The organism is Borreliella valaisiana VS116 (assembly GCF_000170955.2).
GTDB lineage: Bacteria > Spirochaetota > Spirochaetia > Borreliales > Borreliaceae > Borreliella > Borreliella valaisiana.
The window spans coordinates 65,958-81,995 of the sequence record NC_012185.1; the positions used below are offsets into that span (position 1 = coordinate 65,958).

The 16,038-nt window shown below is 24.5% G+C and carries 12 protein-coding genes and 2 pseudogenes; 6 read left to right on the forward strand and 8 right to left on the reverse strand.

Annotated features, from left to right (window positions below):
• Positions 1-1,248: 1,248 nt before the first annotated feature.
• A pseudogene (locus BVAVS116_RS07005) lies at positions 1,249-2,721 on the forward strand (Eco57I restriction-modification methylase domain-containing protein); the annotation flags it as partial.
• Between the two features lie 1,074 nt (positions 2,722-3,795).
• Here the strand turns inward: BVAVS116_RS07005 and BVAVS116_RS05825 are convergent.
• A complete protein-coding gene (locus BVAVS116_RS05825) occupies positions 3,796-4,623 on the reverse strand; it encodes a complement regulator-acquiring protein (RefSeq protein WP_015899333.1) in 828 nt (275 codons plus the stop codon).
• A gap of 720 nt (positions 4,624-5,343) precedes the next feature.
• On the opposite strand from BVAVS116_RS05825, the gene bdr reads away from it, so the two are divergent.
• Positions 5,344-5,880 (forward strand): Bdr family repetitive protein, encoded by a 537-nt coding sequence (gene bdr / locus BVAVS116_RS05830; RefSeq protein ID WP_268827879.1) that lies wholly within the window; start codon positions 5,344-5,346, stop codon positions 5,878-5,880.
• A gap of 224 nt (positions 5,881-6,104) precedes the next feature.
• On the opposite strand, the gene BVAVS116_RS06765 is transcribed toward bdr, so the two are convergent.
• Complete coding sequence (locus BVAVS116_RS06765; RefSeq protein WP_015899338.1) at positions 6,105-6,527, reverse strand: hypothetical protein; 423 nt, start codon at positions 6,525-6,527, stop codon at positions 6,105-6,107.
• A gap of 1,940 nt (positions 6,528-8,467) precedes the next feature.
• Between BVAVS116_RS06765 and BVAVS116_RS05840 the strand changes: the two genes are divergently transcribed.
• Together BVAVS116_RS05840 and BVAVS116_RS05845 are read left to right on the forward strand one after the other, a co-directional pair.
• On the forward strand, positions 8,468-9,547 hold the full coding sequence (locus BVAVS116_RS05840) for a hypothetical protein (protein ID WP_015899341.1): 1,080 nt from the start codon (positions 8,468-8,470) through the stop codon (positions 9,545-9,547).
• Between the two features lie 382 nt (positions 9,548-9,929).
• Positions 9,930-10,124: a hypothetical protein gene (locus BVAVS116_RS05845; RefSeq protein WP_015899342.1), complete on the forward strand. Its 195-nt coding sequence runs from the start codon at positions 9,930-9,932 to the stop codon at positions 10,122-10,124.
• A 734-nt stretch (positions 10,125-10,858) separates the two neighbouring features.
• On the opposite strand, the gene BVAVS116_RS07010 is transcribed toward BVAVS116_RS05845, so the two are convergent.
• From BVAVS116_RS07010 to BVAVS116_RS06770, 4 genes and pseudogenes are all read right to left on the reverse strand, one after another.
• The gene (locus BVAVS116_RS07010) at positions 10,859-11,065 is read right to left on the reverse strand and encodes a hypothetical protein (RefSeq protein ID WP_015899345.1); all 207 of its coding nucleotides are present in this window, start codon (positions 11,063-11,065) and stop codon (positions 10,859-10,861) included.
• 29 nt (positions 11,066-11,094) lie between these two features.
• The gene (locus BVAVS116_RS05865; protein WP_040351412.1) at positions 11,095-11,403 is read right to left on the reverse strand and encodes a hypothetical protein; all 309 of its coding nucleotides are present in this window, start codon (positions 11,401-11,403) and stop codon (positions 11,095-11,097) included.
• Between the two features lie 50 nt (positions 11,404-11,453).
• Positions 11,454-12,245: a YcaO-like family protein gene (locus tag BVAVS116_RS05870; protein WP_158309993.1), complete on the reverse strand. Its 792-nt coding sequence runs from the start codon at positions 12,243-12,245 to the stop codon at positions 11,454-11,456.
• A 283-nt stretch (positions 12,246-12,528) separates the two neighbouring features.
• Positions 12,529-12,859: pseudogene (locus BVAVS116_RS06770) on the reverse strand (zinc ribbon domain-containing protein); the annotation flags it as partial.
• 763 nt (positions 12,860-13,622) lie between these two features.
• Between BVAVS116_RS06770 and BVAVS116_RS05875 the strand changes: the two are divergent.
• Positions 13,623-14,408 carry a complement regulator-acquiring protein gene (locus BVAVS116_RS05875; protein WP_015899350.1) on the forward strand — a complete coding sequence of 262 codons (786 nt, stop codon included), beginning with the start codon at positions 13,623-13,625 and terminating at the stop codon, positions 14,406-14,408.
• A gap of 491 nt (positions 14,409-14,899) precedes the next feature.
• Here the strand turns inward: BVAVS116_RS05875 and BVAVS116_RS06775 are convergent, their stop codons facing one another.
• Together BVAVS116_RS06775 and BVAVS116_RS06780 are read right to left on the reverse strand one after the other, a co-directional pair.
• Entirely contained in the window at positions 14,900-15,058 is a 159-nt protein-coding gene (locus BVAVS116_RS06775; protein ID WP_015899351.1) for a hypothetical protein, read from the reverse strand.
• 82 nt (positions 15,059-15,140) lie between these two features.
• Positions 15,141-15,377 carry a hypothetical protein gene (locus BVAVS116_RS06780; protein ID WP_015899352.1) on the reverse strand — a complete coding sequence of 79 codons (237 nt, stop codon included), beginning with the start codon at positions 15,375-15,377 and terminating at the stop codon, positions 15,141-15,143.
• 196 nt (positions 15,378-15,573) lie between these two features.
• Between BVAVS116_RS06780 and BVAVS116_RS06785 the strand changes: the two genes are divergently transcribed.
• Positions 15,574-15,738, forward strand: a complete 165-nt coding sequence (locus tag BVAVS116_RS06785; protein ID WP_015899354.1) for a hypothetical protein — start codon at positions 15,574-15,576, stop codon at positions 15,736-15,738.
• The last annotated feature ends 300 nt before the right edge of the window (positions 15,739-16,038 follow it).

Here is a 16,038-nt window from a genome sequence, read left to right on the forward strand (position 1 = left end):
CGGGAAAATAGAATTTACCCAATTTACAAAAGCCATATTAATTAATTTAGGAAAAAGTAAAAAATATTGTTACAAGCTATGTCAGAATATTATGATTACAACGTTTTAAAAGAAGTATCTAAAATCGCTTTTTCCCTTAAGCTTATTACAGAATAATGTTGTAAGATTGTTTTAAAAATCTGCCTGATTTTATCAATTTAAGATTGGAACTGTTGCAACTAAAAATTTAAAGAATCATATTTTAAGAGATTGTGGACTATCTTATGAAAAGATAATGATAATTTCTGATGCTTTGGATATCATTACCACTATTATTCAATAAAATATTATTATAAAGAAACAAAAACTAAGATTATGCGCTTTCTGAAATAAGGCAGTGCATCATGCTATGACAGATGGCTGTTCTTATAGAACCTAAAAAGCTATTATGGGAAGATGTAGGAAGATATTTTTTTAATCTTTGATTTAGAAATATTAGTTCACAACAATTAAATTATTTAGATTTTGATAAAATTGACTATATTAAAGGATATGAAGAAAAAGCTCTGAATAATCTTTAGAATTCATTGTGATTATTAAGAAGGGCTAAAAAAGATTTGCAAATAACATAAATGATTTTTGTAAGCATAAATAATGAAAATTAATGATATTGTAAAAACAAATGATCCAATCTCTTTATAAAGACTTATTAAAAGATTTATAAGAAAAGAAAATATTAATAATCTAAAAGACTTTTTTATTCTTGTAAAAAATAAACTTTTTTCAATAGATAACAATTCAACAGAAGCAAATATAGAGTCTTTACTAAAATATCTATATTTGAAGAACTAAATTATTTATTAGAACAAACAAAAAGGTGGGCAAATAGAAGGGGTGACGTCTAGAGTAGATATGCTATTTTTTTGAATGTAGTAAAGATAAAATAAATTTTAATAAAAAATTAAAAGAAGCTAAAAATAATAATGAGCCTATTCCAGCTGAAGATATTTTACTTATAGCAGAAATTAAAAGTCCTTCTTTTAATTTTGACGCTAAAGATAAAGTTAAAGAAGCAGAAGATCAGCTATATAGATATCTAAATCAATATCAAAAACATTATGGAATACTTTCAAATGGAAAGATATGGAGACTTTATGATAAATCAAAAGTAGTTTATGGAGAAAAAAGATATATTTAATTTGATTTTTCTAAAATTGAAGAAAAAGAAGAATACAAAAAGCAAGAATGGTTTGTATTATTTAGCTACCTTATATTCCTAGTTACAAAAAACTAAGCATAAAAGAGCAAAATAAAATAAAACAAGAAATACTCAGCAAAGATAAGCATCTTTTAAATATTTAATACAATGAAGAGAAAAATAGTATAATTCCCATTAACAATATTTATAAAAATAATTTTAAAGATTTTTCTAGTGGTGGTGACCCAAATCTTTTTAGATACTTTGTTACATTTAATTTAAAATTAATAAAAGAAAAAGGTAATTTAACCTATCTAACCCCTTTTAGTCTTTGGAGTGAATCTAGCTTCAGATCACTAAGAAAACACATATTTGCTAACTATAAACTTAATTATATTTATCAATTTGAAAATAAAAAAAGATTTGAGGATGTAGATTCACTTTTTAAATTTGCAATATTTCAACTTAATAATACTAAAACCCATACATCTAGCTTTAAAGCAAAATTTATGATCCAGAGTAGTGATAATATTGTAAAGGAAATAACTAAAGATTTAAAAGACAACAAAGACAATGTTTACCAAGGAATTGAATTAAACATAAACCAAATTAAAAAACTGTCTGCTATCCAAAAATCAATAATAGAATTTAAAAGTAATGAAGAATTTAATTTAATTAGAAAAATGTTTAATTCATTTAGTGTTCTTAATGAAGCATATATTGATTTTAAAGAAGGATTACATTTAATAAAATATAAGGCATTATTCAAAGAGTATAGTAGTGAAAACTTTATATTTCTTTACCAAGGATCAAATATCTGTCAATTTAATTCAAGATTTTTTCAAAATAAAGATGCAAAAGAAAGTTCTAAATTACTATGGATAGCAAAAGAATATTTGAAAAAACTATTAAATGAAAATGATCAGCATCAAACAGAAAGAATACTTTATAGAAAAATTGCAAGCAATACCAATGAAAGAACCATGATTAGTACTTTTTCTCCTAAAAATTGTTATTGCGTAAATTCAATATATATAAACTGCGAGAAAGTACCAATATCTATTTTTAAAAAACTATTTATTATATCTGTTTTTAATTCATTAGCATTTGACTTTATAATTAGAAGATTTGTTGATTCAAATGCTACAAAATCATGTCTTTATTAATGTCCAATGCCTCAACCCGAAGAAAAAGACATTTTAGCCAATCCCCTATATTTAACTTTAATAAAAAATACTTCTTTATTAATAGCTAAAAATGATCCCAAGAATTTTTCTAATTTACTTTACTTGAAACATTTTGAGTTTAGCAAAGAAAAAATTAACAAAATTCTAAAATTATATACTAAAGATAAATTTTTCAAAGAAAAAGAAAAAGAAAATGACTTTATCATAGCTAGCCTTTACTCATTAACCAAATAAGATTATATCATTTTACTTAATGACTTTAGAGTATTAAAAAATAAAAAAGGAGAAGATTATGTTTTGTCTTTAATAAAAAGATATGAAAATTATTTAAGAATAAATAAACCTTGCAAAGCTTAATAATTCAATCACAGCTTATTGTTATAAAGAGATTTATATTTAATAAAATATATGTTTTTATTAAATATTTTGCTGTAAAACGATGTAAAAGTTATTCCTAGTGAAGTGATTTTTAAAGAAAACAAGAGAGAACCTAAAAATTTTTAAAAATTGAATAAAATAATATTTATGGATTTAAAAATGCATCAATGTATCATGATAGTTGTTTTTATATAGATAAAGACATTAGAAATAAAGAGCTTATAGTCTGCATAGAAAGCCATAGGGAATATATTAGTAACCTTATGTAATTCCTTTTGTACTACATATATAGTAAAAGAAGCCTATTTAGTAAAAATTATTGGCAATTTATAAAAAAAGTTTTTATAGTTTTTTATATTAATTACTTATAAATTTTTTTAAAAAACATCTGTTCTTATAACATATTTTAATCTTTCTAAATCATTCCTAATATCACAAGTTTCTACAATATTTTTTTATCATTACTATCTTTTATCTTGCTTCTTAAAGTTCTTTTAAGCTTAAAAGATTAAATCTATTTATTTAAAATGTCACTGAATTATTTATTATTCATCAATAGGGATCTTTATTATGGGTTTTATCTTCATTAGCTTGTTTATCTTTATAGTGAAATGTGTGAGTATATAGCTACATTAACTCTTCTTATATAGAAGTTTAAAAGAATTTGTCAAGTTGTCATTAATCCCCTCAAAAAATTATAAATTAATGTATCCAAGTTCTTTTGAAGCCTCTTTTAAACAATTGCAAAAAACCCAATTCTATTATTGCCCAAAATCAATATTTGATACTTCAAAATTAACTTTGGGCTTTTAGCTTCATATTTTTCTTCAAGCTCTTTGGTTGGTTCAAATGCTATTATTTGAGTTATTAGTACTTCACTTTCCTAATATTTTATGGTTATTAGCATTAATAGAATAATAACTAAACCATAACAATGACAAAGTTTTAAATCGAATGGGTGAAAAAATATAAGAACGATTAAACTCTTAAGTTCTTTAATTAAAACATTAAGCCTATCTTTAATTAAAGATAGGCTTTTACATTATTATAATTTTAATAGATATCTTCAAGGTTTTTTATTAATAAGAATAATATTTCACTTCTTAGTTCTCTTGCTTCTTTAATTTTTTCTAGAATTTGATTTAGAAGTGTGGTTACATGAGATTTAAGCTTAGTGGTGTCTGTTTTTATAAGATTTTCATTATTTTGATAATCTAATAAAATTTGGTTTATATCTTCTGAGAAGATTGTTTTTATAGATAATAATTTTTCAAACGAATTTTTAAGCTTCTCTAAATCTGAAATCTCTAGTTTGTCTAAAGTATCTTTTTTAGGATATAAGCAAAAAATCATTTCGTCGAGAATAGATCCAAAGTCTCTAATGGCGTTAAGCAGGCCCCCATGTTGTTTTGACAGTATTATAATTTCTGAAATTTCCTTTAGTTTATTAATATCAATATCATTTAAGGCACAATAAGTCAATTTTCTATAGTTTTTAGATCTTGCAGTATTATCTGCTGCTGATTCCTTTGGTGAGTCTATCCAAAACAATGTTTTGAAAACCCCCATTCCATATTGGTTTGAAGGTTCTTCTACCGATTTTTTTTCATATTTTTTTCTATCCGTGTTAGCTTTTTCTATTAAATTTCTTAAATCATCAAGCAGTTTGTTTTTTGCTCTTTGATTAGGATTTACTTCTTGATTTGGTGTTACTTCTTGATTTTGGGTTATTTCTGTTTTAGGAGTTAATCCCTTTTTATTGGATTTTAGTCTTTTTTTATTAGAGTGATGATTTGCATCTTTTTGATTGGTGTTAAAATCTGGATTGCAGGCAGTTAAAAATAGAAAAACAAATATTCCTACAATTATATTATATTTCATAAATATTCTCCTTAATTAAAATCTAATATTTAATATAATTCAATATGAATATAATTCAATATTTAATATAATATTAAAACAAGTGTAATAATATTTTCATTTCAAGAAGTTTTATAATATTTTAAGATTTTTACAAAATTTATTTTGATATATTTTAGATTAATTTTTATTTATTTAAATCATAATATAGGCATAATATTATGTCGCGGAATAATGTTTCTAGTTTTTAGCAAGTTGCATTTTGAGTCGCAATATACTTGCTTGCTTGAGCTTGAAATTCTAATAATAGTTCTATCTTAAGTTGCCAGAAGCGCTTGAGGGCAGGGAGTCTAGTTTAACAACTTTAAGAGAATCGAATGCATTAGAGTAGCATGCTGACATTGTAATTTTTTTGAATTAAGAGAACAAGAATATAAAAGGTAATAATAATGCTTTAATCGGGGAGGATGTTTCTAAAGTAAAATGGTAGTTGCTAAAAACAAAAATAGATAGGCCTATTGGCATTGCAACCATGGACTTTATTACCCTGAGTTCGGGAGATTTAGGCGTAAAACGTAGTGCAAAAAAGCATTTGAACAGTATTTGCTTTTTTGTAAAATTTCTAAAAATTTTGAGTTTCTTAAATTCGTCAATTTTGGAAATGTTCTGTTATTTGGATGGTATTTGTGTTACACTGTATTTAGTGAATGATTTCTAAGTGGGAATATTATAGGGTCGGCGTTGAAAACGAATATTACTGAAGAACAAATATATAAAGAGTTCCTTCGATTAGGAATGAAGCAACTAATAGCTCAAGATTTGTCAAAAAGATATTATCACAATGAACTTACATATAGAGATTTGGAAAATTTAGAAAAACAATTCGGTTTAAAGTTTGATAATCTTATTTCTGAGATCTCTTTTGTAGAGAAAAATTTAGATACTAAGATTGATGGTATAAAAAATGAATTTAATGCCAAAATAAACGGTTTAAATATTAAAATAGATAATTTAGATGCTAAAATTGATATCGTTAAAAGCGAGCTTAATACTAAGATTGATAATGTAGAAAAAAATTTACAAAAAAATATATTTGATTTAGCACAAGATCTTAAACAAGATCTTGACGAAAAATTAAAAGTTCATGAAAAGGTTTTTTTGGAAAAGCTTAAGGTTAGCAACAGAGTAATAAGCATTGTGGTAGTAGTAGTAGTGCCTGCTGCTATATCTATTCTAGTTCCTTATGTTATGTCGCTGATTGGTAGCTATTTCAAATAGATTGCAAAGAATTTTTCACCCCGATTAATTAATGAAAAAAATTTTAGATATAATTTGCTTTTGAAAATTTACTAGTATTTTTGTAAATTGCTATATGTCTTAGGCTTGTATTAATGTATAATTTAGATTATGCAAATTTTTGTAAGATTCATTTTTAGTGAATAAATTCGCAATTAAAATTTGTAATGGTGGAGTAAGCTCATTAGAGCTGTTTAGATAATAATTTAGATTGCTTTGATTGAGCTTAGAGATGAAAATGACCCAATGTAGTTGGGTTTTTGGTATGTATTTAATATACAAGGTGTTTTAACTAAAAAAAAGTTTTGTGAATTAGAATTATATTTAATTTCATATAGAGTTTCTTTTGACTTTGTAATCGGAAAGTAAACAATTTTTAGCTGTTTAGTAGTAATATTAAAATCAAATATAATTTTTGATACATAGTTAATTTTGTCTGCACCTATAGATAGTAATATATTTTTGTTTATATTTTCAATACATTTGGAAATATCATTAGAGCAAATTAGAGAGTATGTTTGAATTTGTAAGCTGTTGTCCAACATATAAGAAAGTATATCAGATTTGAAATTGTAAGGGGTTTTGATATTCAGATTTTTTAAATTAGCTAATAGAATTCTAGAAGCCATAATAATTCCCAAGTAATTGGTGAATAGTGCTAGTAGAATTGATAAGATGTTCACTAATTAAGATGAATTCATCCAGATTGTTTTTACTCAAATTTTTTTCTAAATCTAAGCCTACCAAGAAAAAATTTGAGTAAAAACATATTAACATCATATTTTTTTATGTAAAAAAAGTCATAATTTTTTTGACTTTTAGCTTTTTAGGTTAAAGTTTACTATTTTTGAACTAGGGTTTGAGTTATTTGGGTTAATCTTTAGAGATAAAATATTTATACTATAAAAAAATTAATTAATTTATTATTATTTAGTACGACTTTAAATAAATAAAGCTAATTGAAAGTTTAAACCATTTAAAAGGTTTAAAAGGTTTCTTAGTCGCAAGTAAAACCCAAATAAATCTAGATATTAATTAATCTATACCCCCTCCCCAAATGGGAGGGGTATAGATTAATTAATAATAATACTAATGATGCTGTAAAGCATATAGTCTTAATATTGTTTACTTTAATAAAATAAAATATTAATTTAAAAAAATTTTTATTTTTTTTAAAAATCTTTACCTATACGTGAAGTAACACATTATTATAGATAATTATTCATAATAATATCACAATAAAAATATCAGTACTATAACAATAATCAATTGATCTTATTATCTATGATGACCCCCTCTTAACTCAGAATCAAAAAACTATTTACATTACTAACATTCTTTTTTTTTAAAATTTTTCAATCCACTATTCTTTTATTGCATTTTCTATTTATTTTTGTAAACCAGATTTCATAATAGTAAATATAAAAGCAATCAAAAAAAGAATTTAAAATATATTAAAGGCCTCAAAAATCTTTAATTTTAATACAGAAATAAAAATTCTAAAATAGACCCTAAAAGGTTCGAATAGTGGTTTTCCCTATTTTAAAATTAATATTATATTTATTAAAACTTTATTTGCTAGCCTTCTCTAGTAAGACTTATATCAGGGAATTTTTCAATTTTAGAATATTTATTATACAAACTCTATGCACTATTATTATCCCCTTTTCCAGCTAAGCTACATCTATATAATCTAGAATTCATATTCTAAATGCTTCAATATAAATTTTCATATATGCTATTTAAATACAGTGTTTTCATCTGAATCTACCTCTGCACCTCATCAATTTTAAAAGAGTTGGAAGCATTAATACTAGCTTTATAAAAAATAACAATAAAAACGATCAAAAGAAAAATCAAAGATGCATTCTTAATTAAGAATGCATCTTAAAAATTAAAAGAAATTAAACCATACACACTATAAATCACACAAAAACTCAAATCACAAAAAGATTACTTCACTATTTTCACACTCCACAAAAATATAAAGAAAACTAGACTTAAATGGGTTAATTAAATACCCCCCCCTCCAAAATCAAGTCAATCAAGAATAAATAAATTTCTTAACCAAAACTTTAAATTTAATCTCGCAATTTCTTAACTAAACTAATCAATAAATACAATTAGGGTTTCAAATCCTATATAACGTTTATATAGATTTTAGAAATGATTTTACAACACAAGTATCATGTCAATAATACAGAAATAATTTTAGATACTAATCCAGATCATTTCTGAACTATTGCTTAGTATATTTATTGTGATTATTGTTTATAAAAACCTTATGTAATTATAAAGAATTGCTATGGTTGATTCCCTAGTTATTTATTATTAATTAATTTTTGAAAATCTTTTTTTATCAATTACCAAAAAACGTAAAATTATAAATGAATGAATTTAAAGATACGCAAATATTTGTACTACTTAAACCTCTCCTTATAGCTAAGCATCAAAGATTAAATTAAAATTAATTAAAAATCAAAGTGAGACATATTTAAAATAAAATTAGAATTTTAAATATATTTGCATTATAATAATATACATCTAAAGCTAAAAGAGAGAGATATATATGGACAATAAAATTTTCTATATTTCAGTAGTTTTTTCAATTTTGATAATTAGTTGTGATTGGGGAACTACTAAAAATAAAAGCACAAAAATTGCTGAGTTATTAAATAAAAGAGAAGAGGAGTCTGAAAATCAAGAAGGGGAAAACTTGGGTAAAAACTCTATGTCTAAAAATGGTATACCCACTATTGATGTAGACACTGTTAACTTAGAGAGTTTAAATGTAAATTTAAATAATCTTCCACAGCAAGTTGATAATCCTATAATCCCACATTGGGAAGCTATAGCTCCTGAAGTAAGAACAGAAGTAGAGCCAATGGATAATATTAATGTTGCTGCAATAACTCTAAAACCAGATTTAGAGGATTCTTCAAGTAGTGCTACTATCGGTGGTGTGGAGGAGATTTTACCTATTAAACCCCAAAAAGAACCAAATAAAACTACTTTACCTAGTAAGTTAGAAGATTTAAAAAGCTTTCTGAAAACAACGCATGAGAAGGAAGCCTTTAAGGAGGCCGAAAATACGCAAGCTAAACTTAGCAATTCTAATATAGGTGAAGGAATTGTTAAGTTTCATAAAGAATATGAAAACCTTTCTAGTTTATTTTGGAATATACAAAATAAACTTCATACTCAAAAGGATTTACTTAGAAAAGATATTGACTTTAAGAAAGATAGAGAAAAATATAAAGTTATGTCTAGATCCTTTTCATATATAGAAAAAAAAATTAAGGATTTGCATTTAACGTTGGATGAAATTCAACGTAATTTTCAAATTGCAGATAGTAATTGGGGTAATGCTAGCTCTCTTTTAAAAGAATCTACAGAAAAATTAATTCTAGCGATTGAAAAAAGATACGATAATGAGAGTAGAAATCAGGGTCAAATTGGTGGATCCGCTAATTGGCAAGATATAAATCTGGCTAATAATTTTGCTAAAGATGCAAAGCACAATGCAGAAGATTCCATGAATAACTTGGAAAATGCGGCTCACTATTTTCAGTACAGTTGCTCAGGGAAAAAAGAAGCTCAAAGGATATTAGAAGAAATTCAAAAAAAATTCTCACAAATGGGTATTTAATAAGTAATATTTTAAATATTATACATAATATTGGTTGATTGCTAATATTGTGTATAATATTCTTATTTAAGATCTGGTAGTATTTTACAGCTTCTTTTTATTAATAGTCTTTAGCTACTCACCTTTCCTTATTGATCTTAGTAAAATAGAAAATATACGGTAGGAATATATAGTAATCTCAAACCTTTTATTTTACTTTTTAATTAATCAAATCTGTATAATAACTATCTTATATAAAAAAATGGTTATTACTTTTTTGTTGTGGCCAAAGTATTGGATAAATTCACAAAAGTGAAGCTTTAAAAAAAGCAATAGATTATGCCATTGAGAAAATTTTGGAAAAAAATTTAGTATTGTTTATGATCATAAAGGGAATTTTAAAATGGTAAAAAGTAAAAAAATAATATTAAATGATAGGATCATAAAAAACAATTATACTATTTCTACTATTAGGAGTACTAAAGAACGAAATAAAAAAGTATTGGGTTTAAAAATTGAACTTAAAAATAGAATCGAAGATGGGATAAATAACTTTAACAAAAAAGTTAAATCCATATCTAAAAATTTACAAAAATAAATTATCTTTTAAATTTTTTTCCTTAATTAAATTAATGCAATAAGGAATGAATTTATTATATCTTATTGGTTCTTCTCTTATAAATAACATTCCAACAAGATATAAATATAAAAGATATTAAAGATGGGAATATATTATCTATATAAATAAAATATAAAGCCAAATAAAAAAATACAAGCATATATAATACACCATTTAAAATAAAACTCGAAAAACAAAATTTTAAAATAAAAACTCTACTATTTAAACATAACAAAGAATATATTAATGCCCCTATGAAAATAACTATATAATTACTATAATTAAACAGCTTTAAAAAGGGTAAAAAAATTCCCAAGCTAAAAATAATTTCAAACAAAGAAAAAACTACGCACATGATATCACTGCACACTGAATTACTAAATTCAACTATACCATTTCTCAACACTTTAAAATATAGTAAAAAATAATATCCAAGTATATTTATAGTTGACAAATACAATAAAAAAAACTTAAACCCACATCTAATAAATCAAAATTTAAAATCCAACTATTTTTAGTTTCATCAAAGTTCATAATAAAACATATGAAATATATAAAAGTATTTATTATATTTTGCAATAAATAAAAATAAAAATTTTCTCCTATTTTTTTTCTATTTTGAGGATTAACAAAATTAAATAAATAAGTCCTAACTAAACCAAAACTTAAAAACAAACTTACAGAAAAAATTAAAATTAAAATTAAAATTAAAATTAAAAACATAATTTACCCTTAATTTGTAAAAAACTTAAACCAAAAACAATTATGTTGCTAAGTACATGAATTAAAACAACACAATAAAAATTTTTAAAAATAAAAAATACTAAAAAATAAATTATTCCTATCAAAAATTTTGATACAAAAATAGCAAGTCCAAAATGTATATGATTAAATCCATACGCAAATGCACTTAATAGCATAACAACTAGCAACTCACATTGTAATTTTTCTAAAAAAAATCAAAAATTAAAAGTCTAAAAATATATTCCTCAGCAATTGCCATAAAAATAACAGCAATAAAATATGACATATTATAATTATCAGCACCTATAAAAAACACAGGGGCTTTTTTATTTAAAAAAATACTCAAAAATATTTCTAAAGATATTGTAATAATAGGTATAAAAATTATTAAAAATACATGCTGCATCCTTAAAAAAGGTATATCTATAGCAAAAAGATTAAAATAAACAATTATAAAAAATGATGCAAAATAACAAAAACGCTTCATAAATAAAACTGCATTTCTTGTATTCAAAAAAAATACAAACTCCCGAAGGGAAAAGCAAATATGGAACAAACAAAAAACTAAGGTATTGGATGTGGGTAATATTCATCTAAAATTTCTCCTTTCTTTTTAAAATATGGATGCTCATCAAAGGGGTAAAATGGAAAACACATTTTAAGCAACTCTGGAACAAGAATCCTTATAGATCTAAAAGATGTACTTTCTAATTCAGGAGGAGTTATATCGCAATAAACAGCATATTTACTTACAGATCGTAAAATATTTAAACTCATATCCAATTCATTTTTAACTAAGTTTTTTTCAGAAGATATTTCTAATTTAGTTTCATTATCCATAATAGAATTCAACAAAGAATCTTTTAAAGAAATTTCATTCAAGTTGGCATAATATAAAAAATTATCATCCAAATTAAAACTGTGCCTCAGACTATTTAATGTTAAATTACTTATCTCTTTGGCTTTAAAAAAATAAATTAAAGGTAAAGACTGAGCAACTACAGCAGCTTCTTCTACAGCTCTTAACAAAACATACTCTTTATTAAAGCCTCCTTGAATTCCACAAACCAAATACGGAATCGATTTTTTCTTATTTCTTAAGAATGCTGCATAAACTGGCATTCCCAAATCCCTATCAGAATAATCCAAAACAACTAAATCAAAATAAGATTCAAGTTCTAAATCACCAATTGATTTTCTCAAAAATTTATTACTTTTCCAGTCAATCACAGGCCTTTTAGATTTCATGTACCAATTAGAAATATAGCAATGTAATTGTATTACCTCTATTATTGCATTGCTAAGTGCAATCTCTACTGACCTATGAACTGCTGTTCCTGTACTAAAAGTTGGCATTTTAAAATTCTGATGGTGGATACCCATAAAATCATATCGCAAGGGACCCATATTTTTTCATTAGAATGAATTAAAGATGGCAATAAAATCCAATAAATCTCATCACTCTCACAAACTGTTGTATAAGGAAGGTTAAAATTTCTATCTAAATCTGAAAAAACGTTTCTATACTCCAAAGGCATAACTTTATACTTTGAAGTAACAATAAGCATGATCAACTAATCTTGTTTTTTTGGGATATTGGGCTGACATTCCTAATACTCCCTCTAGGTGACATAACAAATTATAAAAAAGAATGCTTCGGGCGACAGTCTGCCTTAGTTTTTATTTCCTTGGAATAATAAGCTTTAAGATTTAGAGCTACATTTATATCTCTATTATGCAAAATATTACAACTACCGCAAGTGTCCACCTAGTATTACTTAATTTTAGAGTTGTATTTTTAATACCAAAATTGTTGCATAGCTTGCTTAATGAAAAACATCTATCTAATTTTATGCAAAGAGGATCCATGCCATTCTGATTTATAATAATTATCTTACAAACTAATACCATACTAAATCATTAATAATACTTTTTCCAAACATTCCTTTTTGCATGCATTTAAATAACAATTACATAATTGTGCTAATTAACTTTTTACTAAAACTATTTCTTCTACAATGATATCAAAATATCAGCATATGTTTGTTAATAATTTTGTTATTTCTTTTAGAAAAATCATAATAAATTCAATAAAAGTTCCAATTTAAGTTATAAAATCCAACATAAATATCTTATTTGGCTTTTCTTACAAATTTATAGTATTTTTAAAAAAAATCAAATTAATCAGTGTGGATCTTTGTACAGCCAAGTTGGTACTACTTATAGGAGGGCTAAGAACTAACTTTAAATTTTGATATTAACTAATTTCATTAAAATAAAATTTTTTGTCATTTCTGCAATAAGCATATAAAATTTAAAAATTTCCTAAATTAATAAATACTTGCAAGTTTTAATATTACTAAAAACCTCACTTAACAAAGTGCTATTATATAATCAATATAGACATTTCTAGTATATCTTTACTAAAAGATAAAACTTAATATGAAAAAATCTGCAACCATATACTACGAAACTCTTTATCTATTAAATCAAACCGATTAATCTAAACAAAAAATTAATATTCTGCGCTTAATATTTTTTAAAAAAGAAGTTAATTCTTCTCTTTTTTTATTCATATAAGCTAACCAAGCCCAAACCAAAAACACGAAGTAGAAATTAAATTTTCAATATCAAATAATTTAATATTATTACTTGAAAATAATATTAAATTATTATATTATTTTTTTATATTAAAATTAATAAGTACTAAATTTAATATAAAAAGAGAACATTTTGAAAAAAAATAAATTAAATATCATTAGGCTTAACATTATTACAGCAATATTAACATCAATTTGTATATCATGTGCACCTCTTGACAACGTTAATCCAAACAAGCTAAAGAGCCATATCAATCCTAGAAAACTAAAAAAAACAAAAAGCCGTACCAATTCAAAAAATCTAGCAGAAAATAATCAAAATCTTAAAAATGAATCTCAAAATCCAAAATATTCAAATCAAAACCTTCAAGAAAAAATCTTGCTCTCAAAATTAGAAAAAATTGATAAAGATCTGAAAGATCAAAAAAAACAAGAAGATATACAAATAGTTAATATTGATGCACAATATGATTTCCTAGAAACTTTTAAACTTCAAAACGATGGGGTTTTCATGCACATTACAAAAATGATATTAAAAAGAATAATTTACTCATCCTTAAATTACAAAAAAGAAAAAATATTGCTATTAAAAGAAATTCTTAAAAAACTTGACAATGATGATAAAAACCGAAAAATAGCTCGTATATTTCTTGAAACATCTAGAGATATTCAGCTTCAAATAGAAAAAATACATTCAATAAAAATACAAAATATAAGCAAAAAAGAAGCCGAAGAGCTACTACAAGATAGGGAACATAGTTTAAAGACAAAACAAAATTTTGCAAAAACATTAAACGCAACCATTGACGCTTATAGTAAAGATTTCAACAACCTGAAAACCAATCTAAAAAATCTAGCAACTCACATAGAAGATAAATACCACCATATTTCTCTTTATCGACCAAATAAAGTCTATTAATTCTTGAAAAGAAATTACACTTTTAATTAAATCTATTTTTTTATAAAAACACCATACACTAGCATAATAAAATATGTTGGTGTAATACGTTTCTGAATAGCCCCCAAAGGAGTGAAATTAATTTTCTGAAACTGAATAAAAAGTTTAGCAAAATAAGCCAATATTATTCCTATAAAGATATTTATGACAGAGATAATGATAATCTCTAAAAATAATTAGTAAAAAAGTTTTAATTTGGTTAAACCAATTGCTATTAACGTACTCAGTACTCTAGTACGTTCAATACTTAATACTGTCATTATCTGGAAAAATGCAATGAATATAAGAAGAGATACTAAAAACAATATAAACACAAATGTTGTTCTGGTCATTCCTAAAACAGAGATTTAAAGTAGGAATTAATTTTAAACCAATCATTATAATCAAATAAAATCCCCTTATTTTTTAAGATTATCTAATTTCTTTTCTTTTTCAAAGTCTCTAAAGTAGAACTATCCTTCAAAACCACTTTGGATCACGTGTGCCTCCCCACCCTCAAATGCAAATAAGTATTTTAAAGTCTTAATAGTAGTAATTGCAAAAATATTATCTGCTGCTGTCGAAAATGGGAATTTTATAATTCCAGCAACTTTAATATTTTGAAAATTCAAACCTTTCCCGAACAAATTTGTCATTAGTATAAAATTAGAATTGGTTTCAATTATTTTTTCTATACCAAATGAAGCAGCTAAATTACTCCCCCAAGTAAAAACTCACCCCCATTAGAATCATGAAAAATAGCTCCCCCTCAGCAAAGACAGACTGCTTGTAATTATATCTGGGTTCTTCATAGACAAATTTAAAAACTGGATTACTTGTTGAAGAATTTCCAAGAAGCCCATCAAAATTAAATATTAAATTCGTAGATTGTAATTTATCATAACTAACTATTTCATCTCGTATAAAATTAATATCTTTTTCTTCAAGCAACAACTCTCCCCCTTAAGACTACTAAATTTAGGATTAAAATGGTTTTCTTTAGCAATTTGAATATGTCCAGTCGAACTGACAAAACTCTTTTCCATCCCCTCTCTGCTAAAATTCATATATCCAACAAAAACCCAATAAAATACTACAGAACTTGTTAGAAGTAAAGAAAATATGATTCAGTACTAAAAGCAATCTTTTGAAAGATAAAGTTACAAAAAATCTTATTAGTAATTCTAATACAGGTAAAGAAATTATTAAATTCAAAGAAGAATATTATAAACTTTATAATTTGTTTGGAAATATGCAAGAAAAATTTCATAGTCAAAGTAATTTATTTATAAGGGATACTAATTTTGAATAAAATAGAAAAAACACACGGTTATATTTAGATCCTTTTCATCTATAGAGAAAGAAATTGGGGATTTGAATCATAAGTTAACTGAAATCCAAAGCAATTTTCAAACCTCAGATGATAACTGAAATAATTAAGGCCTTCTATTGGTATTAAAAATAATAATAGATATCCTTACAACATTATATTTTGGGGGAGATATAAGACATCATTTACTCACCACATTTGACAAAAACATATATACTTAATTTACATGGTAATTCTATCAGAAAAAAAAAGAACTGGTTAGTAAAAGTTAACTACAGCAGC

What these genes read in the sequence shown, in the direction of transcription:
- BVAVS116_RS05840 (WP_015899341.1), top strand. Translation starts at nt 8,468, where the DNA reads ATGGACAATAAAATTTTCTATATTTCAGTAGTTTTTTCAATTTTGATA.
- BVAVS116_RS07010 (WP_015899345.1), bottom strand. Translation starts at nt 11,065, where the DNA reads ATGCTATTAAGTGCATTTGCGTATGGATTTAATCATATACATTTTGGA.
- BVAVS116_RS06765 (WP_015899338.1), bottom strand. Translation starts at nt 6,527, where the DNA reads ATGGCTTCTAGAATTCTATTAGCTAATTTAAAAAATCTGAATATCAAA.
- BVAVS116_RS05845 (WP_015899342.1), top strand. Translation starts at nt 9,930, where the DNA reads ATGGTAAAAAGTAAAAAAATAATATTAAATGATAGGATCATAAAAAAC.
- BVAVS116_RS05825 (WP_015899333.1), bottom strand. Translation starts at nt 4,623, where the DNA reads ATGAAATATAATATAATTGTAGGAATATTTGTTTTTCTATTTTTAACT.
- BVAVS116_RS05870 (WP_158309993.1), bottom strand. Translation starts at nt 12,245, where the DNA reads ATGCCAACTTTTAGTACAGGAACAGCAGTTCATAGGTCAGTAGAGATT.